The organism is Leifsonia araucanica, assembly GCF_051161895.1.
Taxonomy (GTDB): domain Bacteria; phylum Actinomycetota; class Actinomycetes; order Actinomycetales; family Microbacteriaceae; genus Leifsonia.
Window position 1 is genome coordinate 996,094 of record NZ_JBMBTW010000002.1, and the last position, 17,703, is coordinate 1,013,796.

At 70.9% G+C, this 17,703-nt stretch carries 20 protein-coding genes; all 20 read right to left on the reverse strand.

Annotation, left to right across the window (positions count from 1 at the left end):
• Nucleotides 1-145: 145 nt before the first annotated feature.
• The 20 genes from lgt to ACN6M5_RS04875 all read right to left on the reverse strand — a co-directional run bounded on the left by lgt (nt 146) and on the right by ACN6M5_RS04875 (nt 17,664).
• Nucleotides 146-1,135: a prolipoprotein diacylglyceryl transferase gene (lgt, locus tag ACN6M5_RS04780; RefSeq protein ID WP_085367710.1), complete on the reverse strand. Its 990-nt coding sequence runs from the start codon at nt 1,133-1,135 to the stop codon at nt 146-148.
• A gap of 100 nt (nt 1,136-1,235) precedes the next feature.
• Nucleotides 1,236-2,030, reverse strand: a complete 795-nt coding sequence (gene trpA, locus ACN6M5_RS04785; RefSeq protein WP_085367711.1) for a tryptophan synthase subunit alpha — start codon at nt 2,028-2,030, stop codon at nt 1,236-1,238.
• Entirely contained in the window at nt 2,027-3,238 is a 1,212-nt protein-coding gene (trpB, locus tag ACN6M5_RS04790; protein ID WP_168689538.1) for a tryptophan synthase subunit beta, read from the reverse strand. The genes trpA and trpB overlap by 4 nt, the downstream gene beginning before the upstream one ends.
• Complete coding sequence (gene trpC / locus ACN6M5_RS04795) at nt 3,238-4,008, reverse strand: indole-3-glycerol phosphate synthase TrpC (protein ID WP_085367713.1); 771 nt, start codon at nt 4,006-4,008, stop codon at nt 3,238-3,240. Before trpC ends, trpB begins: the two co-directional genes overlap by 1 nt.
• 3 nt (nt 4,009-4,011) lie before the next feature.
• A complete protein-coding gene (locus tag ACN6M5_RS04800; protein ID WP_085367714.1) occupies nt 4,012-4,242 on the reverse strand; it encodes a DUF6704 family protein in 231 nt (76 codons plus the stop codon).
• An 82-nt stretch (nt 4,243-4,324) separates the two neighbouring features.
• Nucleotides 4,325-5,068, reverse strand: a complete 744-nt coding sequence (locus ACN6M5_RS04805; RefSeq protein ID WP_434948722.1) for a Trp biosynthesis-associated membrane protein — start codon at nt 5,066-5,068, stop codon at nt 4,325-4,327.
• Complete coding sequence (locus tag ACN6M5_RS04810) at nt 5,052-6,599, reverse strand: anthranilate synthase component I (protein WP_434948723.1); 1,548 nt, start codon at nt 6,597-6,599, stop codon at nt 5,052-5,054. The genes ACN6M5_RS04805 and ACN6M5_RS04810 overlap by 17 nt, the downstream gene beginning before the upstream one ends.
• A complete protein-coding gene (gene hisI, locus ACN6M5_RS04815) occupies nt 6,596-6,976 on the reverse strand; it encodes a phosphoribosyl-AMP cyclohydrolase (protein WP_085367717.1) in 381 nt (126 codons plus the stop codon). Before hisI ends, ACN6M5_RS04810 begins: the two co-directional genes overlap by 4 nt.
• Complete coding sequence (hisF, locus tag ACN6M5_RS04820) at nt 6,973-7,737, reverse strand: imidazole glycerol phosphate synthase subunit HisF (RefSeq protein ID WP_085367718.1); 765 nt, start codon at nt 7,735-7,737, stop codon at nt 6,973-6,975. The genes hisI and hisF overlap by 4 nt, the downstream gene beginning before the upstream one ends.
• Nucleotides 7,737-8,576: an ATP phosphoribosyltransferase gene (gene hisG, locus ACN6M5_RS04825; RefSeq protein WP_434948724.1), complete on the reverse strand. Its 840-nt coding sequence runs from the start codon at nt 8,574-8,576 to the stop codon at nt 7,737-7,739. Before hisG ends, hisF begins: the two co-directional genes overlap by 1 nt.
• A gap of 48 nt (nt 8,577-8,624) precedes the next feature.
• A complete protein-coding gene (locus tag ACN6M5_RS04830; protein WP_055894116.1) occupies nt 8,625-8,888 on the reverse strand; it encodes a phosphoribosyl-ATP diphosphatase in 264 nt (87 codons plus the stop codon).
• 12 nt (nt 8,889-8,900) lie between these two features.
• On the reverse strand, nt 8,901-9,740 hold the full coding sequence (locus tag ACN6M5_RS04835) for an IclR family transcriptional regulator domain-containing protein (protein ID WP_434948725.1): 840 nt from the start codon (nt 9,738-9,740) through the stop codon (nt 8,901-8,903).
• A 53-nt stretch (nt 9,741-9,793) separates the two neighbouring features.
• On the reverse strand, nt 9,794-10,450 hold the full coding sequence (locus ACN6M5_RS04840; RefSeq protein ID WP_434948727.1) for a 3-oxoacid CoA-transferase subunit B: 657 nt from the start codon (nt 10,448-10,450) through the stop codon (nt 9,794-9,796).
• Nucleotides 10,447-11,115, reverse strand: coding sequence for a 3-oxoacid CoA-transferase subunit A (locus tag ACN6M5_RS04845; protein ID WP_434948729.1), 669 nt, complete (start codon nt 11,113-11,115; stop codon nt 10,447-10,449). Before ACN6M5_RS04845 ends, ACN6M5_RS04840 begins: the two co-directional genes overlap by 4 nt.
• Nucleotides 11,112-12,362: a thiolase family protein gene (locus ACN6M5_RS04850; RefSeq protein WP_434948731.1), complete on the reverse strand. Its 1,251-nt coding sequence runs from the start codon at nt 12,360-12,362 to the stop codon at nt 11,112-11,114. Before ACN6M5_RS04850 ends, ACN6M5_RS04845 begins: the two co-directional genes overlap by 4 nt.
• Before the next feature lie 11 nt (nt 12,363-12,373).
• Nucleotides 12,374-13,627, reverse strand: a complete 1,254-nt coding sequence (gene pcaDC / locus ACN6M5_RS04855) for a bifunctional 3-oxoadipate enol-lactonase/4-carboxymuconolactone decarboxylase PcaDC (protein WP_434948733.1) — start codon at nt 13,625-13,627, stop codon at nt 12,374-12,376.
• Nucleotides 13,624-15,057, reverse strand: a complete 1,434-nt coding sequence (locus tag ACN6M5_RS04860) for a lyase family protein (RefSeq protein ID WP_434948735.1) — start codon at nt 15,055-15,057, stop codon at nt 13,624-13,626. The genes pcaDC and ACN6M5_RS04860 overlap by 4 nt, the downstream gene beginning before the upstream one ends.
• Nucleotides 15,054-15,623 (reverse strand): protocatechuate 3,4-dioxygenase subunit alpha, encoded by a 570-nt coding sequence (pcaG, locus tag ACN6M5_RS04865; RefSeq protein ID WP_434948737.1) that lies wholly within the window; start codon nt 15,621-15,623, stop codon nt 15,054-15,056. The genes ACN6M5_RS04860 and pcaG overlap by 4 nt, the downstream gene beginning before the upstream one ends.
• Nucleotides 15,620-16,423, reverse strand: a complete 804-nt coding sequence (gene pcaH, locus ACN6M5_RS04870) for a protocatechuate 3,4-dioxygenase subunit beta (protein WP_434948738.1) — start codon at nt 16,421-16,423, stop codon at nt 15,620-15,622. Before pcaH ends, pcaG begins: the two co-directional genes overlap by 4 nt.
• 32 nt (nt 16,424-16,455) lie before the next feature.
• Nucleotides 16,456-17,664: a 4-hydroxybenzoate 3-monooxygenase gene (locus ACN6M5_RS04875; protein WP_434948739.1), complete on the reverse strand. Its 1,209-nt coding sequence runs from the start codon at nt 17,662-17,664 to the stop codon at nt 16,456-16,458.
• Between the last annotated feature and the right edge of the window lie 39 nt (nt 17,665-17,703).

A 17,703-nucleotide genomic window follows, 5' to 3' on the forward strand; every position in this document is an offset into this window, starting at 1 on the left:
AACGACCGTCCTCACTTGTTCGGTGGTGCGGGGGGACGCCATCGGCCCTGGACTGAGGGAGGGGGTTCCGCCGCTCGCGACAGGCTCGGTGCAGCCTTGGGAGACGGTGAGGGTGATGAGGCTCGGGGATGGCCTCGACGAGTGATTACGAGCCGAGTGGGCTTGTGGCCTTGGCTGCGTCCTTTTCGGTGGGCTCCGCGGCGTCGGCGCCGGAAACCTCGTCATCCGAGTAGGTGTCGTCCGAGTCTACCTCAGCATCGGGCCGAACCCATTCACGACCGGGCCGGTACACGCTCGGCTCGAGTCCGGGGTGGCGGCGGCTCTGCACGATGAAGAGCACGATGCCGAGCACGACGGCGGCGAACGCGGCCCACACGTTGGTCGGGATGCCCAGGAAGCTGAACTCGCTCGGGTCGATGCGGATCGACTCCAGGTAGGAGCGACCGAGGCCGTACCAGATGAGGTAGACGGCGAATGCCTTGCCCCAGCGCAGCTGGAACTTGCGCTCCAGCAGGATGATGACCGCGATGCCGATGACGTTCCAGATGATCTCGTAGAGGAACAGCGGCTGGAACAGGGTGTTGTCCGGCAGCCCGACCGGGATGGCCTTGTTGCCCGCGTCGATCTGCAGGCCCCACGGGAGGTTGGTCGGCAGGCCGAACAGCTCCTGGTTGAAGTAGTTGCCGAGACGGCCGAGCGCCTGCGCGAGCAGCATGGCGGGCGCGAGCGCGTCCGCGAACGACCAGAACCGGATGCCGGACCAGCGGCAGCCGATGTACGCGCCGACGGCTCCACCGATCAGCGCACCGAAGATGGCGTTCCCGCCCTCCCAGATGTACAGGGTCTTGAGCAGGTCGGCGCCGGGGAAGAAGTAGTCAGCCGGGTGGGTGATCACGTGGTAAAAGCGTGCCCCGATGATGCCGAGCGGCACGGCCCAGAGGATGATGTCGAGCACGACGCCCGGCTCTCCCCCGCGCTTCGACAGCCGCCTCGACGTCCACATGGCGGCGACGACGATGCCGATCAGGATGCAGATCGCGTACGTCTGGATGCGCCAGTGCAGCCCGAAGATGTCGATCGGGATCTGCTGCCACTCCGGCCCGGGGCTGGGGATGCTCGCGTACCAGCTGCTCATCGTCGCAAACACCCGATGACTCACCTTTCGTGTTGATCAGACCGCGCGAAGACCACGCGCGGCCACCATAGTCTAATTCTGTTTGGAAGAGCCGCCGCGCCTAGGCGGCGGTGCCCTCTGCGAGGGCCGCAGCGAGGCGGGAGACGCCCGCGACGCCGTCGTCGGCCAGCGCTTTCACGAGAGCTGAGCCCACGATCGCGCCGTCGGCGTACTGGAGCACCTCGGCCACCTGGGCGGCCGTCGAGATGCCGACGCCCACGCAGGTGCTCGTCGCACCGGCGTCGCGCAGGCGCGCCACCAGGGCGCGGGCGGCGGAGTCGACGTCGGCGCGCGCTCCGGTGATGCCCATCGTCGAGACGGCGTAGACGAAGCCGCGGCTCGCCTCAACGGTCTGGCGCAGCCGCGCGTCGGTGGACGACGGGGCGGCGAGGAACACGCGGTCGAGCCCCGTGCGGTCGGAGGCCGCGAGCCAGGCTGCTCCCTCGTCCGGGATGAGGTCGGGCGTGATGAGCCCGGCTCCCCCCGCGGAGAGCAGGTCGTCGGCGAACCGGTCGACGCCGTACTGCAGCACCGGGTTCCAGTAGGTCATGACCAGGACGGGCACATCCACCTGGGCGGTGATCTCGCGCACGGCGGTGAAGCCGTCCCGCAGCCGGAACCCGTTGGAGAGCGCCTGCTGGGTGGCGGCCTGGATGACCGTGCCGTCCATGACGGGGTCGGAGTACGGCAGGCCGAGCTCGATCGCGTCGACGCCGTTCTGCGCGAGCGCGACGGCCGCATCGATGCTGGTCTTCAGGTCGGGGAACCCGGCGGGCAGGTAGCCGATCAGGGCACCGGATGCGTCGGCGTTGCGCCGGGCGATGACGCTCTCGACGCCGTGCTGCGCGCCGGTCATGACTGCACCGCGTCGGTGTCGATCAGGTCGAAGTACCGTCCTGCGGTCTCCATGTCCTTGTCTCCGCGGCCACTGAGGTTCACCAGGATGACGGCGTCCTTCCCGAGCTCCTGGCCGAGCTTCAGCGCCCCGGCGAGAGCGTGTGAGGATTCGATGGCGGGGATGATGCCCTCCGTGCGGCTGAGCAGGCGCAGCGCATCCATCGCCTCGGCATCCGAGATCGGCAGGTACTGCGCCCGGCCGATGGAGGCGAGCCACGCGTGCTCCGGTCCGACGCCCGGGTAGTCGAGCCCGGCGGAGATCGAGTGCGACTCGATGGTCTGGCCGTCCTCGTCCTGCAGCAGCATGCTGCGCGCGCCGTGCAGGACGCCGGGGCGTCCCTTGGTGATGGTGGCAGCGTGGCGCGGGGTCTCCGCGCCTTCTCCCCCGGCCTCGTAGCCGATCAGGCGCACGTCTTCGTCGTCGAGGAAGGCGTGGAAGATGCCCATCGCGTTCGAGCCGCCACCGACGCAGGCGACAACGGCATCCGGGAGGGAGCCGGTGAGGTCGATGACCTGCTGGCGCGCTTCCTCGCCGATGATCTTCTGCAGGTCGCGGACCATCGCGGGGAACGGGTGGGGGCCCGCGACGGTGCCGAAGATGTAGTTGGTGTTCTCGACGTTGGTGACCCAGTCGCGCATGGCGTCGTTGATCGCGTCCTTGAGGGTGCGCGATCCCGTCTTGACGGCGACGACCTCCGCGCCGAGCAGGCGCATCCTGGCCACGTTGAGCGCCTGGCGCTCGGTGTCGACCTCGCCCATGTAGATGGTGCACTCGAGGCCGAACAGCGCCGCGGCCGTCGCGGTGGCGACGCCGTGCTGCCCAGCACCGGTCTCCGCGATCACGCGCGTCTTGCCGATGCGCTTCGTGAGGATGGCCTGGCCGAGCACGTTGTTGATCTTGTGCGAGCCCGTGTGGTTGAGGTCTTCGCGCTTCAGGATGATGCGCGCCCCGCCGGCGTGTTCGGCGAACCGCGGCACCTCGGTGATGATCGACGGACGCCCGGTGTACGAGCGGTTCAGCTCGTCGAGCTCGGCGTGGAATGCCGGGTCGGCCTTCGCGGCCTCCCAGGCCGCAGACAGCTCGTCGAGGGCTGCGACGAGAGATTCGGGGACGAAACGCCCTCCGAAGTCGCCGAAGTACGGGCCGGTTTCGGAACGCAGGGACATCAGGCCACCAGGAATTCTTCGAGCGTCGCGACGGGGTCGCTCGTGACGAGAGCCTCGCCGACGAGGACGACGTCTGCGCCGGCCGCCCGATAGTGCGCGACGTCGTCCGCCGACTTCACGGCGGACTCCGCGACGCGGATGACACCGGACGGGATGCGGTCGGCCAGCCGGCCGAACAGGTCCTTGTCCAGTTCGAACGTTGAGAGGTTGCGGGCGTTCACGCCCACGAGACCTGCGCCCGTGTCGAGCGCACGGCTGAGCTCGTCCGCCGTGTGCGCCTCGACGAGCGAGGTCATGCCGAGCGAGGTGATCAGCTCGTGCAGCTCGACGAGCTTCCGCTGGTCGAGCGCAGCGACGATGAGCAGCACGAGGTCGGCTCCCGCCGCACGCGCCTCGAACACCTGGTACGGGTCGGAGACGAACTCCTTGCGCAGCACGGGGATGGAGACGGCGTCGCGCACGGCCTCCAGATCGGCGAGCGATCCCTTGAACCTGCGCTCCTCGGTGAGGACGCTGATCGCGCTCGCTCCCCCCGTCTCGTACGAGACGGCGAGGGCCGCTGGATCCGGGATGTCGGCGAGCGAGCCGCGGGACGGGCTCGCGCGCTTCACCTCGGCGATGATCTTGACGCGGTCGGCAGGGGCGAGGTGGCTCAGCGCATCCAGAGCGGGAGCACGGTCGGCCGCCTCGGCCTCGACAACGGACAGCGGGCGCTCTGCCCGGCGCCGCTCGGCGTCTTCACGGGCGCCGGCGACGAGGTCGTCCAGCACGCGTCAGTGGCCCTTCGGCTGGTACTTCGTGCCGTCGACGCCGTATCCGGCCTTCTTCATGGCCCAGCCGACGATGAGACCGACGATCGCGAGTCCAGCGGCCGACCAGACGACGATCGGCGCCTCGAAGAAGAACGCGACGGCGCCGATGGCGAAGGCCACCAGCATGATGATGACGGCCGTCCACGCCGCCGGCGAGTGACCGTGGCCTGGCTCGACTGACTCGGTGCTCATGGGACTCCTGCTTCGTGAGGTGCGCGGCGCTCAGCGTCGCGCACGATGGATCGGGGTGGTGCTGTTCAAGTCTAGCGGTGGGTCAGCGGGTGGGGTCTTCGCCACGGCTGAGGTCGTCCCAGCTGTCGATGGCGGTGTCCTTGTCGATGGCCGCTGCACCGGATGGGGTCTCTCCGTCCGCGGCGGCACGCGCCTCCGCGTCGTCGGAGACGGTCGCGCCGTCTTCAGCGTCCGCGTCGTCCGCGTCGTGGTCGAGGAGGAGCGTCGTGCCGTCCTCGTCCTCGAAGCGCGTCTGGTACTTGCGCGACGAGCCCGGCCAGAGCCGGTTCGTGACGACGACGGCGGCGCTGGCGAGTACAAGCACCACCCCGCCCGCCACGGCGACGCCCGGCCAGAACTCGGCGGCGACCGTGTCGACCAGGCGCGCGATCGACGCGGACCCCGCGACGCCTGTGGCCGTGGTGATCGTCGCCGTCGAGGCGCGGAGGGCGTCCGCCAGGGCGCTGATCGAGGAGATGAGCACGGAGGCGCCGAGCAGCAGCCCGAGCAGCGCGAGGACGATGCGGAACGCCGGACCGGCGATGGCCAGCGCGGCCGCGAGGGCCAGCCCGGCCAGCGAGAGCGCGGTGAGCGCCGGCGCAGCCGCTGACCCGGGCACCGCGAGCGTCGTGGTGTGCTCCGCGACGTCGGTGAGGTGCACCGTGAACCAGGTCTGCGTGGATGCGAGCAGGGCGAGGCCGCTGCCGACCACCAGCGCCAGCAGCGTCAGGTACTTGGCCCTGCGGGAGACGGGACGCTCGACGACGGGCTCAGACTGCTCGCTCACCGGTCACCCGCCTCATCGCGTTCGCCACGGCGACCGCGCGCAGCGGGGCAGCCGCCTTGTTCTGCGACTCCTCGAACTCGCTCTGCGGCACGGAGTCCGCCACCAGGCCGCCTCCGGCCTGCACGCGGGCGACGCCGTCCATGATGGTCGCCGTGCGGATGGCGATGGCGAGATCGGCGTCCCCGGAGAACCCGAAGTAGCCGATCACGCCACCGTACACACCGCGCTGCGCCGGTTCCAGCTCGTCGATGATCTCCAGCGCCCTCGGCTTCGGAGCCCCGGAGAGGGTGCCGGCCGGGAAGGTGGCGCGGAACACATCCACCGCCGTCTTGTCCGGCAGCACGTCACCCTCGACGCTCGACACGATGTGCATGATGTGGCTGAACCGCTCGACGCGCATGAACTCCGTCACCTCGACGGAACCGGCCGCACAGACCTTGAGCAGGTCGTTGCGGGCCAGGTCGACGAGCATCAGGTGCTCGGCGCGCTCCTTGTCGTCGGCGAGCAGCGAGGTCTCCAGGTCGAGGTCCTCCTCCGGCGAGGCGCCGCGCGGGCGGGACCCGGCGATGGGATGCGTGAACGCGCGCCCGTCCTGCACCTTGACCAGCGCCTCCGGGGACGACCCGACGATGGAGTACTCCCCGCCGTCCGGCCGTTCGAGCGCCAGGAGGTACATGTACGGGCTCGGGTTGAGCGAGCGCAGCACGCGGTACACGTCGAGCGGCGCGGCCTCGCAGTCCAGCTCGAAGCGCTGTGAGATGACCACCTGGAAGATGTCGCCGTCGACGATCCGCTCTTTCGCGGTCACCACGGCGGCCAGGAAGTCGTCCTTCGCCGTGCGCGACACCGGATGCGCGGGCGTGCCCAGATCGACCTGGGCGAGCCACGCCTCCGACGGCCGGGCGAGACCGGCCTGCATCGCGTCGAGCCGCTGCTGGGCGGCCTCCCACATCGTGTCCGCGTCGTCGACGCCGTCGTTGAGGACGGTGGCGATCAGCTGCACGGTGCCGTACCGGTGGTCGATCGCGACCAGGTCGGAGCAGAACGCGAGAGCCTGACCGGGCATGTCGTAGTCCGCGGGCGGCTGGTGCGGCAGCCGCTCGATCTGGCGGATCGCCTCCCAGCCGATGAAGCCGACCAGTCCCCCGGTCAGCGGGGGCAGGCCGGGGATACGCGGCGTCTGCCACCGCGCGTACAGCGCGGCGAGGGCTTCCAGCGGCGGCAGGTCGGCGGTGGAGCCGATGGCCCGCTCCGCCGGGATGCCGTAGTCGAGCCAGCGCACAGCATCCCCCTGCTGGGTGAGCACGCCGAACGACGAGACGCCGACGAACGAGAACCGCGACCAGATGCCGCCCTGCTCCGCCGATTCGAGCAGGAAGGTGCCAGGGCGTCCGTCCGCGAGCTTGCGGTAGATGCCGACGGGGGTCTCTCCGTCCGCGAACAGCTCGCGCACGACCGGGACGACCCTGTGGTCGTCGAGCAGCCGCGCGAACGCGTCGCGGGTGGTGGAGCTGGTGACGGTGTCGATCACGAATCCTCCGTGGGGCTCGCCTCGACGTGGCCGACCACGGGTGTGAGCTGGTCGGCGTCGAAGCAGGTGCGGGTTCCAGTGTGGCAGGCGGCGCCGATCTGCTCGACGGTCACCAGCAGGGTGTCTCCGTCGCAGTCGAGCGCTGCGCCCTTGACGTACTGCGCGTGTCCGGACGTGTCCCCCTTGCGCCAGTACTCCTGGCGGGAGCGCGACCAGAAGGTGACGCGCCCCTCGGTGAGCGTGCGGCTGAGCGCCTCCGCGTCCATCCAGCCCATCATCAGGACCTCTTTGGTGTCCCACTGCTGGATGATCGCCGGGACCAGGCCGTCGCCGTTGAAGGCGACGCGCTCGATGATGGCGGGGTCTGCTGCGGTCATGCCCTGATCTCCAACCCGGCGCGGACGAGTTCGTCCTTCACATCGCCGATCGTCATCTCGCCGGAGTGGAACACGCTCGCGGCGAGCACCGCATCCGCCCCTGCCTCGATGGCTGGGACGAAGTCTGCGACCTTTCCCGCGCCGCCGGAGGCGATGACGGGAACGCTGCTGATGCCGCGCATCAACCGGATGAGCTCGGTGTCGAACCCCTCCTTGGTGCCGTCGGCGTCGATCGAGTTGACCAGCAGTTCGCCGGCCCCCAGCCCGATCGCGCGCTCGGCCCACTCCAGGGCGTCGAGGTCGGTCTCCGTCCGGCCGCCGTGCGTGGTGACCACGAATCCGGATGCGGTCGCCGCCGACCGCTTGACGTCGAGCGAGAGCACGAGCACCTGGGCGCCGAACCGGTCGGCGATCTCGGCCACCAGCTCGGGCCGGGCGATGGCGGCGGAGTTCACGCCCACCTTGTCCGCCCCGCTGGCGAGCAGGCGGGAGACGTCCTCCGGGCTGCGCACGCCGCCGCCGACGGTGAGCGGGATGAAGACCTGCTCGGCGGTCGCGCGCACCACGTCGTAGGTGGTCGAACGGTTGTCGACCGTCGCCGTGACGTCGAGGAAGGTCAGCTCGTCCGCCCCCTGCTCGTAGTAGCGACGGGCGAGCGCGACAGGATCGCCCGCGTCACGCAGGTTCTGGAAGTTGACGCCCTTGACGACGCGGCCGTCTGCCACATCGAGGCACGGGATGACCCGGACGGCGACGGACATCAGATCCGCGCAGCGTGGATCGACGTGACGAGGATGGCACGCGCTCCCAGCTCGTAGAGCGCATCCATGATGTGGTTGACCTGGTCGCGCTTGATCATCACGCGCACGGCCAGCCAGTCCGGCTCCCCGAGCGGGGACACGGTCGGCGACTCGACCCCGGGGGTGAGGGCGACGGCCCTGTCGAGCAGCACGGCGGGCAGGTTGTAGTCGATGAGCACGTACTGGCGGGCGACCATGACGCCCTGCAGCCTGCGCAGCAGCGTGTCGACCCCGGCGGCGGGCGATGCGGACGAGATCAGCACGGCCTCCGACTCGAGGATGACCGGGCCGAAGATCTCCAGGCCCTGCTTGCGCAGCGTCGTGCCGGTCTCGACGACGTCGGCCACCGCGTCAGCGACGCCGAGGCGCACGGCGGACTCCACGGCGCCGTCGAGCTTGATGAGGGTGGAGGTGATCCCGTTCTCGGCGAGGAACGCCCCGACGAGCCCCGGGTAGCTGGTGGCGACGCGCTTGCCGTCGAGGTCGGCCAGCGCGGAGAACGTGCCGGTGGGGCCCGCGAACCGGAAGGTGGACGCCGCGAAGTCGAGCGAGGCGATCTCGCCCGCCGTGGAGCCCGAGTCGAGCAGCAGGTCACGGCCGGTGATGCCGACGTCGAGCGCGCCGGAGCCGACGTACGTCGCGATGTCGCGCGGGCGCAGGTAGAAGAACTCGACGTCGTTGCGGGCGTCGGTGACGATCAGCTCTTTGGGGTCGCGACGGCCGACGTATCCGGCCTCGTGCAGCATCTGCGCCGCGGTCTCGGAGAGGGAGCCTTTGTTGGGAACGGCGATCTTCAGCATGGGTGGTCTTTCGTGTACAGGGGGACGATCAGGACGCGGGTGTACCGGTCACAGATGTCGGTACACGTCCGCGGGGCTGAGGCCCTTCGCGATGAGCAGCACCTGGAGGTGGTAGAGCAGCTGCGAGATCTCCTCGGCCGTCTCCTCGTCCGACTGGTATTCGGCGGCCATCCAGACCTCGGCCGCCTCCTCCACGATCTTCTTTCCGATGGCGTGCACGCCAGCATCCAGCTCACGAACCGTGCCGGAACCCTCCGGGCGGGTCGCGGCCTTCTCGCTGAGCTCGGCGAAGAGGTCGTCGAAGGTTTTCACCACTACAGGCTACTAGCTTGCGAACGGCCCGCCGGACATCGGCGGCGGAACGGCGACGGTCCGCTGGATGTCGAGCAGCCGATCGGCCGCGGACAGCAGTGCACTCCGGATGCGCGTGGTGCGCTCCCCGTCGTCCTCCGGGGGCAGCAGCCCGGCGGAGAGCGACACGTTGATCGCGGCCACGACGGCGCCCGCGGGGTTGCGCACCGGCACCGCGATGGACCGCAGGCCGGGTTCCAGCTCCTGGTCGACGGACGCCCAGCCGTCCCGCGCGACCGCCAGGATCGCATCCAGGAGCGCCACCGGATCCGTCGTGGTCCTGGGGGTCAGCTTCCGGAGGTCGCTGCGGGCGAGCACGGCGCCGATCTGTGTCTCTGTGAGCCCGGCGAGCAGCACGCGTCCCATCGAGGTCGCGTACGCGGGGAATCGGGTGCCGACCGCGATGGAGACCGACATGATCCGGCGCGTGTGCACCCGGGCGACGTAGACGATGTCCGTGCCGTCGAGCACGGCCATCGAGACGCTCTCCCCCAGTTCGGCGGAGAGCTCCTCCAGCACCGGAGTGGCGAGCTGCGGGAGGGACTGGCCGGAGAGGTACGCGTATCCGAGTTCCAGGACCTTCGCCGTGAGCTGGAACTCGCGGCCGTCCGTGCGCAGGTAGCCGAGGTCGATCAGGGTCAGCAGGAAGCGCCGGGCCGCCGCGCGGCTCATCCCGGTCTTCCTGGCCACCTCGCTGAGCGTCATGGCCGGGTCGTCGGCGTCGAAGGCGCGGATGACAGCGAGCCCGCGCGCGAGCGACTGCACGAAGTGGTCGTCGCCGACCTCCGCCGGCTTCGCGGACGGGTCGTCCACTGGCCTCTCCGCCTGCGCCACTGGCTCCCCTTCCGTGCCGTGCGACGCCCTGCTCAGGTCCCGGCGACTCCGGGCGCGACGTCGAGCGGGACATCGAGCCTCGATTGTAGTTCAGCGACGGTCACGCCGAAGATGTCCGTCACCGTGACCCGCCCGTCCGCCAGCTCGAACACGGCGACGTCGGTGTACACCCGGCTGACGCATCCGATGCCCGTGACCGGGTAGTCGCAGACGGGAACCAGCTTGCTCCTGCCGTCTTTGCCGAACAGGTTCATCATGATGAAGATCTGCTTGGCGCCGGTCGCCAGGTCCATCGCCCCTCCGACGGCCGGGATCGCGTCCGGCTCCCCGGTGTGCCAGTTGGCCAGGTCGCCGGAGGCGGACACCTGGAACGCGCCGAGCACGCACACGTCGAGGTGGCCGCCGCGCATGATCGCGAACGAGTCGGCGTGATGGAAGTACGACGCCCCGGGCAGCTCGGTCACCGGGATCTTGCCGGCGTTGATCAGGTCGTCGTCGATCTCGTCGCCGACCGCCTGCCGCCCCATGCCGAGCATTCCGTTCTCGGTGTGCAGGATCACGTCCTGGCCTGGTGAGAAGTAGTCGGAGACGAGCGTGGGCTGGCCGATCCCGAGGTTCACGAACGATCCGGGCGGGATGTCGGCGGCCACGCGCTCGGCCAGCTCGGCCCTGGTCAGTGGTGCGTTCACAGCGTCTCCTTCAGGTCGACCACGATGTTGACGAAGATGCTCGGGGTGACGACGGTCTCCGGGTCGATGGCGCCGGTCGGCACGACGCCGCCGACCTGAGCGATCGTGGTCGCCGCCGCGGTCGCCATGATCGGACCGAAGTTCCTGGCCGTCTTGCGGTAGACGAGGTTGCCCTGCCGGTCCGCGGTGCGCGCGGTGATGAGGGCGACGTCGCCGTGGATGGGCAGCTCGAACACCTGGCCAACGCCGCCAAGCATCCTGGTCTCCTTGCCGTCGGCGAGGCTGGTGCCGTAGCCGGTCGGCGTGAAGAAGCCGCCGATGCCCGCGCCCGCCGCCCGGATGCGCTCGGCGAGGTTGCCCTGCGGAACGAGTTCCAGCTCGATCCTGCCCGCGCGGTACTCCTCGTCGAAGCGGTGCGAGTCGGACTGGCGGGGGAAGGAACAGATGATCTTGCGCACCCGGCGCGCACCGATCAGCGCCGCGAGACCTTCGTCGCCGTTGCCCGCGTTGTTGTTGACGACCGTCAGGTCGGTCGCGCCGTGTTCGAGGAGCGCGTCGATCAGCTCGACCGGCTGCCCGGCCTTGCCAAAGCCGCCGATGAGCACCGTGGCGCCGTCCTGGATGCTCGACACGGCCTCCAGCGCGCTGTCGGTGATGGTGGTCATGCGGTGTCTCCCTGCGTGGTGCTGAGTGCGGTGGTGCTGACGGCGGCTCCGCTCACGTTCTCGAGCACGATCGCGAGCCCCTGGCCGACGCCGATGCACAGGGCGGCGACGCCCCAGCGCTGGTTCTCCGCGACCAGCCGCGCGGCGAGCGTCCCGAGCAGACGGGTGCCCGTCGCGCCGAGCGGGTGGCCGATGGCGATGGCGCCGCCCCAGGCGTTGACGATGGCGAGGTCGATGGGCCACGCGTCCAGGCAGGCGAGCGACTGCGCGGCGAACGCCTCGTTCAGCTCGACCGCGCCCACCTCCGCCCAGGTGATGCCCGCACGCTTCAGCGCACGGTTCGCCGCCTCGACGGGAGCGAAGCCGAACAGCTGCGGTTCGTTCGCCCACGCACCACGCCCGGCGATGCGCGCGAGCGGTGCCCGGCCGAGCCGCTCGCCCGCGGCCTCCGAGCCGACGAACAGTGCGCCGGCTCCGTCGGTGAGCGGAGACGCGTTGCCCGCCGTCACCGTGCCGCCCTCTGCGGTGTCCCCCGCCGGCCGGAACACCGTCTTCAGCCCGGCGAGCACCTCGACCGTGCTCCCCGGCCGGATGCTCTCGTCGCGTTCCAGCGCGACCCCGTCCATCGCGCGCACCTGGTCGTCGTACCGTCCCGCGCGCCAGGCGTCGTCCGCAAGCCGGTGCGAGCGGGCGGCGAACGCGTCCTGCCGCTCGCGCGTGACACCGCATTTCTCGCGCAGGATCTCCGTGGCCTCGCCGAGCGACACCGTCCACTCCGCCGGCATGGCCGGGTTCACCAGCCGCCAGCCGAGCGTGGTGGAGGCGAGGCCCAGGTCGCCCGCGGGATACGGGCGCTCGGTCTTCGGCAGCACCCAGGGCGCGCGCGTCATCGACTCGACGCCGCCGACGACGAGCAGGTCGGCGTCCCCCACCTCGATCTCCCGGCTCGCCATCATCGCCGCGTCGAGCGACGAACCGCAGAGGCGGTTGACCGTCGTGCCGGGGATGCTCGTGGGCAGCCCGGCGAGCAGGGTCGCCATCCTCGCCACGTTGCGGTTCTCCTCGCCGGCGCCGTTCGCGTTGCCGAACACCACGCCGTCGATCCGCTCAGGGTCGAGCGCCGGGCTCCGTTCGACGATCCCGGAGACCACCGCCGCGGCCAGGTCGTCCGGCCTGATCGCGGCGAGCCCGCCGCCGAACCGGCCGAACGGTGTCCGCACCGCGTCGTAGAGATATGCGTGCTGCACCGGGGTCTCCTTCACTGCGTGTTGCTGCCCACGGTGTTCGCTGTGCGAACATACGTGCGTCTGGTGAACATCCTACCCCGCGCGGTCGGGCGCCAGGATGCCGCGGGCGACGGAGAACGCGTGATTGGCCGCGGGGACGCCGCAGTACACGCGCTCTGCATGATCACCTCGCGGATCTCTGCGACGGTCAGCCCGTTCCGGAGCGCAGCGTGCAGGTGCAGCTCGAACTCCTCCCAGTGGCCGCCCGCGATCAGCGCCGTGAGGGTGATGGCGCTGCGCATCGTGCGCGGCAGGCCGGGCCTGGTCCAGATCGAGCCCCAGGCGTACCGGGTGATCAGCTCCTGGAAGTCCTCGTCCACCGCTCCGGCGCTGCGCGCGGTGGCCCGGTCGACGTGCTCGGCGCCGAGCACTTGGCGGCGCACGCGCATCCCGGCACCGTAGCTGTCGGCGACGGCGATGTCGGCTGCCCGCGCGAAGTGCCGCATCAGGATCTCGGCCACGCGCTCCGGCCGCTCGGCCGACGCGAGATGCCCGGCACCCGGCACCCACTCGGCGGAGCCCGCAGCGACACCGCTGGCGACGATCCACGCGTCCTCACCGGTCACGACCCCGTCGTGCTCCCCCGCGATCGCCACCACCGGCACCGGGATGCGCGGCAGCTCGTCCACCAGGTCGGCCTCCGCCAGCGCGTCGCAGCACGCGGCGTATCCGTCCTTGTCCGCGTCGGACAGCGAGTGCAGCAGGCGGCTGGACACCTCGGGCTCCCGCTCCAGGAAGCCCGGCGCGAACCAGCGTTGTGCCGACCCGGCCAGCATGGTCGGCGTGCCCTGCGTGCGCACCCTCTCCGCCCGCGCGCGCCACGCGTCGGGTTCGCCGATCCTCGCGCCGGAGCAGACCAGCCCGATCCCGGAGAACAGGGCGGGAGCATCCAGTGCCAGGCGCAGCGTCGTGATGCCGCCGAGCGACACCCCCGCGGCGAACAGTGCGCCCTCGCCGAGGTCGCCGGCGGCACGCGCCGCGTCGAGTGCCGCCCGCACACCGGCAGCGAGTTCGGCCAGCGTGAACGGCGCATCCGGCCGGGGGCTGCGCCCGTGGCCGGGCAGATCCCAGCCGATCACGGTGTACCGCTCGGCCAGGCACGGCACGGCAGGCGCCCAGACGGCGCTGACCGACGTTCCGAGCGACGGCCCGAGCACCAGCACGGGCGAGGCAGGGTCGCCTGCCCGCTGTGCGAGGGCGGTGAGGACGATGGTGGGAACGCTCATGCGCGTGGCTCCTTGCCGAGGGGTGTCCGTGTGGTCGCCTCCGCCACGATCCTGTCGCAGAAGTCGTCGGCCCTGCCGAGGTAGCCCGCCGGATCGAGCAGGTCGCTCAGCGTCGTGCCGCCGAGCGCGGTGGCAAGCCGCTCCGCCCCGAGCGTAGCGAGCAGGGAACGCTCGATGGTGCCGGCGTCGCCTGTGTCGCCGGTGGCCGCATCCCGCGCTGCGGTCATCGCCGCCCGCACGTCACGCGGACCGTCGTGGTCGCCCCGGTCGGCGAGAGCCCGGCCGAGCACGGCCACGACGCGCTCGCTCAGCAGCATGGGACCAGCCAGCCCGAGGTTCTGCCGCATCCGCTCCGGATGCACGCCCAGCCCGCCGGCCAGTTCGGCCGCGAGTTCCGCAGACACCACCGCCGAGCGCACGAGCGACCGCAGCGGCGTCCACTCGGCGTGCCAGCCGCCATCCGAGCGCTCGTCGACGGTCGCGGTGGCGGCGGCGGTCAGCGCGCCGAGGTCGGGCCCGACCCGCAGCCCCTCCCGCTTGAGCAGCACGGAGAGCACCGGGTTCTGCTTCTGCGGCATCGCGGACGACACCCCGCGGCCGTCGGCGCGCGGCTCGGACAGCTCGCCGAACTCCGGACGGCTGAGGAGCGCGACGTCCGTGCCGATCACCGCGCACGCCGCCACCGCCTCGGCCGCCGCTCCTCCGGCGCGCAGCACCGGCCACCTGTTCGTCTGCCAGGGCGCGACCGGCGCGGCCAGCCCGAGGCGCGCGGCCAGCGCATCCACCAGGGCGAGCGTGTCCACGTCGCGCAGGGTGTCGAGCGACGCCAGCGTGCCCGCCGCGCCACCCCACTGCAGCGGCAGCGTCGGAAGCAGCGCGCTCAGCCGGCTCCGCGCTGCCGTGATCCCGGCCAGCCAGTGCGCCGCCTTGAGGGCGAAGGTGGACGGCAGCGAGTGCTGCGCGAGCGTCCGCGCGACCATCAGTGTCGACCGGTGCTCGCCCACCAGCGTCACCAGGGCGTCGGCCGTCGCATCCAAAGCGGACGCGGCCGCAGTGAGCGTCCGGGCGGCGACCAGCATCAGCGCCGTGTCGACGATGTCCTGGCTGGTCGCCCCGAGGTGCAGGAACGCCGCGGCCTCCGGCGACCGCTCGGCCGTCGTCGCCCTGAGCCGCGCGAGTAACGGGATGAGCGCGTTGCCCCCGCCCGCCGCGTCCGCGGCGATGGCAGCCAGGTCGTACAGCTCGACGGCGCAGGCGTCCTCGATGACCGGCAGCCAGGCCGCGTCGCCGACGCCCTGCTCGACCAGCACCTGCGCCCAGGCGAACTCGGTGTCCAGCATCGCCTGCACCACGGCCAGGTCCGTGCAGAGCGCCGCGCCACCGGATGCTGCCACCGCCGGATCGAGGATGCCGACGTCTCCGTCCGTCATCGCCGGTCGCCGCCGAAGTCGATGAACACGGTCTCGTCGTCGCCCTGCAACCGGATGTCGAACCGCAGTGAGCCGTCCGGCTCCCGCTCGGCGATCAGCGTGCCTCGCCTGTCCTCCGGCAGCGTGGCGAGGAAGGCGTCTGCGGCGAGCGCCGTCTCGTCGTCGGGGAGGTATGCGCGGGTGTGCAGCTTGTCGAGGAGTCCCCTGGCGAATACCAGCACGGCGAAGAAGGCGGGCGCGCCCTGCTCGGTCGGTCCGGGTGTGCGGGTGCTGAAGGTGTAGTGGCCGTCGTCGTCGGTGGCCGCCCGCCCCCATCCGGTGAAGGTGTGGCCGTCCCGGCGGAGGGAGCCGGTGGCACGGGGCACTGCTCCGTGCTCGTCGGCCTGCCAGAGTTCGAGGATGGCGTCCTGCACGGGCACGCCCGCTCCGTCGGTGACCGTGCCGTGCAACCGGATGGTGCCCGCCGCCCCCGGCGCGGTGAGCTCGGAGTCGCCGGCGAACGGGAGGGCGTAACCGTAGAACGGGCCGACGGTCTGGCCGGGCGTGGGGGCGAGCGCTGTGCTCATTCGTCGTCTCCTTCTGGTTCCATCCAGGTGCGCCCCGAGCCGCTGAGCACGATGTCCCAGGTGTACCCGGTCGCCCACTCGTGGGTCGTGACGTCGTGGTCGTACCGGGCGACGAGCCGGTCGCGCGCCTCCTGGTCGACGATCGACTGGTAGATCGGGTCGAGGGCGAACAGCGGGTCGCCGGGGAAGTACATCTGCGTGATCATCCGCTGGGTGAAGTCCGTGCCGAACAGGGAGAAGTGGATGTGGGCCGGACGCCACGCGTTGTGGTGGTTCTTCCACGGGTACGGGCCCGGCTTGATCGTCGTGAAGCGGTAGCTGCCGTCCGCCCCCGTGATGCAGCGTCCCACCCCGGTGAAGTTGGGGTCGAGCGGGGCGGGGTGCTGGTCGCGCTTGTGGATGTACCGCCCGGCCGAGTTGGCCTGCCAGATTTCCACCAGCTGGCCGCGCACCGGTCTGCCGTCCCCGTCGAGCACCCGGCCGGTCACGACCATCCGCTCGCCGAGGGGCTCCCCGTTGTGCTGGATGGTGAGGTCGGCCTCGAGCGGGTGCACATCCCGGTGGCCGAACGCGGGAGACCACAGCTCGATGGTCTCCGGGTCGGTGTGACGGAGGTCTTTGGTCGGATGGCGCAGCAGGGAGCTGCGGTACGGCGGGAAGTCACGCCGGGTGCCGTGCTCCTCCGGCGCGCCTGCCGCCCGCCCGTCCGCGTATGCGGCGTGGATGGCCTGGATCTCCGCGCTCAGCGCCGACTGCGGCCGGAGCGGGTGCGGTGGGGTGGGTGGGGTCGTGGGTGACATCGGCGTCCTTTCGTGGAGGAGGGTGTTGCTGGTCAGGCGACGGGCTGCGCAACGGCGGCATGCTGCCAGCCGGTGTAGCCTTCCGCGAGGAACGCCGAGCCTGCGCGGGAGGAGACGATGGACTCCAGCTCGCCGCGTTGCCTGCGCCTGTCAAAATCGCTCGCGCCCGGCTGCTCGTGCAGGAGCGTCGTCATCCAGTACGAGAAGTGCTGGCTCTTCCACACCCTGGCCAGGGCACGGTCGCTGTAGCTGTCCACGCCGGATGCGCTCCCGCCGAGCAGCAGTTCGGCCAGCGCCTCGTGCAGCACTCCCACGTCGGCGAGCGCCAGGTTCAGCCCCTTGGCGCCCGTCGGAGGCACGGTGTGTCCGGCGTCGCCCGCGAGGAACAGCGAACCGTGCCTGAGTGGTTCGCAGACGAAGCTGCGGAATGGGAGCACGACGCGGTCGGTGATCGGTCCCTCGGCGAGGGAGAAGCCGTTGCCTGCGACGCGGCTCTGCAGCTCGTCCCAGATGCGTGCGTCACTCCACTGGTCGGCGTCCTCGCCAGGGTCGCACTGGAAGTACATGCGCTGAACGGTCTCGCTGCGCTGGCTGATGAGCGCGAAGCCGCGGTCCGATGCGGCGTAGATGAGCTCCTCCGCGCTGTGCGGCGCCTCAGTGAGGATGCCGAACCACGCGAATGGGTACTCACGGAAGTAGCTGCGGCGCTGCGCATCCGGGATCAGCTTGCGGCAGGCGCTGCGCGAGCCGTCGGCGCCGATCACCACGTCGCAGCTCAGCTCGACGGCAGAACCGTCGTCCTCGGTGAACACGACGAGCGGATGCGCGTCCGTCACGCCTGTCACCGTCACGTCCTGCACCGCGTAGCGCACGTCGCCGCCGTCGCGTTCGCGGGCATCGGCGAGGTCGGCGAACACGTCGGTCTGCGGGTAGAGCCACGCCGACTGGCCGACGAGGTCCTGGAAGTCGATCCGGTGGCCGTCGCCGTCGATGCGCAGTTCGATGCCGTCGTGCCTGTCGCCCTTCTCCAGCACGCGTCGGGAGGCGCCGGACTCCACCAGCATCCGGACGCTGCCGGGTTCCAGGATGCCCGCACGCACCGTCGCGTGAATCTCGGCCCGTGTGCGCCGCTCGACGACGACGCTGTCGATGCCGTCTCTCGCGAGGAGGTGCGAGAGCATCAAACCGGCCGGACCGCCTCCGACGATCGCGACCCTGGTCGATTCTTTGCGCGCTGCCATAGCTGCACTCCTCCTGATGGTTCTGACGAGTGCGGTCAG

What these genes read in the sequence shown, in the direction of transcription:
- hisF (WP_085367718.1), bottom strand. Translation starts at nt 7,737, where the DNA reads ATGTCCGTCGCCGTCCGGGTCATCCCGTGCCTCGATGTGGCAGACGGC.
- pcaG (WP_434948737.1), bottom strand. Translation starts at nt 15,623, where the DNA reads ATGAGCACAGCGCTCGCCCCCACGCCCGGCCAGACCGTCGGCCCGTTC.
- ACN6M5_RS04860 (WP_434948735.1), bottom strand. Translation starts at nt 15,057, where the DNA reads ATGACGGACGGAGACGTCGGCATCCTCGATCCGGCGGTGGCAGCATCC.
- hisI (WP_085367717.1), bottom strand. Translation starts at nt 6,976, where the DNA reads ATGACCGCAGCAGACCCCGCCATCATCGAGCGCGTCGCCTTCAACGGC.
- ACN6M5_RS04875 (WP_434948739.1), bottom strand. Translation starts at nt 17,664, where the DNA reads ATGGCAGCGCGCAAAGAATCGACCAGGGTCGCGATCGTCGGAGGCGGT.
- hisG (WP_434948724.1), bottom strand. Translation starts at nt 8,576, where the DNA reads ATGCTGAAGATCGCCGTTCCCAACAAAGGCTCCCTCTCCGAGACCGCG.
- pcaH (WP_434948738.1), bottom strand. Translation starts at nt 16,423, where the DNA reads ATGTCACCCACGACCCCACCCACCCCACCGCACCCGCTCCGGCCGCAG.
- pcaDC (WP_434948733.1), bottom strand. Translation starts at nt 13,627, where the DNA reads ATGAGCGTTCCCACCATCGTCCTCACCGCCCTCGCACAGCGGGCAGGC.
- ACN6M5_RS04800 (WP_085367714.1), bottom strand. Translation starts at nt 4,242, where the DNA reads ATGAGCACCGAGTCAGTCGAGCCAGGCCACGGTCACTCGCCGGCGGCG.
- trpA (WP_085367711.1), bottom strand. Translation starts at nt 2,030, where the DNA reads ATGACCGGCGCGCAGCACGGCGTCGAGAGCGTCATCGCCCGGCGCAAC.
- ACN6M5_RS04845 (WP_434948729.1), bottom strand. Translation starts at nt 11,115, where the DNA reads ATGACCACCATCACCGACAGCGCGCTGGAGGCCGTGTCGAGCATCCAG.
- lgt (WP_085367710.1), bottom strand. Translation starts at nt 1,135, where the DNA reads ATGAGCAGCTGGTACGCGAGCATCCCCAGCCCCGGGCCGGAGTGGCAG.
- trpB (WP_168689538.1), bottom strand. Translation starts at nt 3,238, where the DNA reads ATGTCCCTGCGTTCCGAAACCGGCCCGTACTTCGGCGACTTCGGAGGG.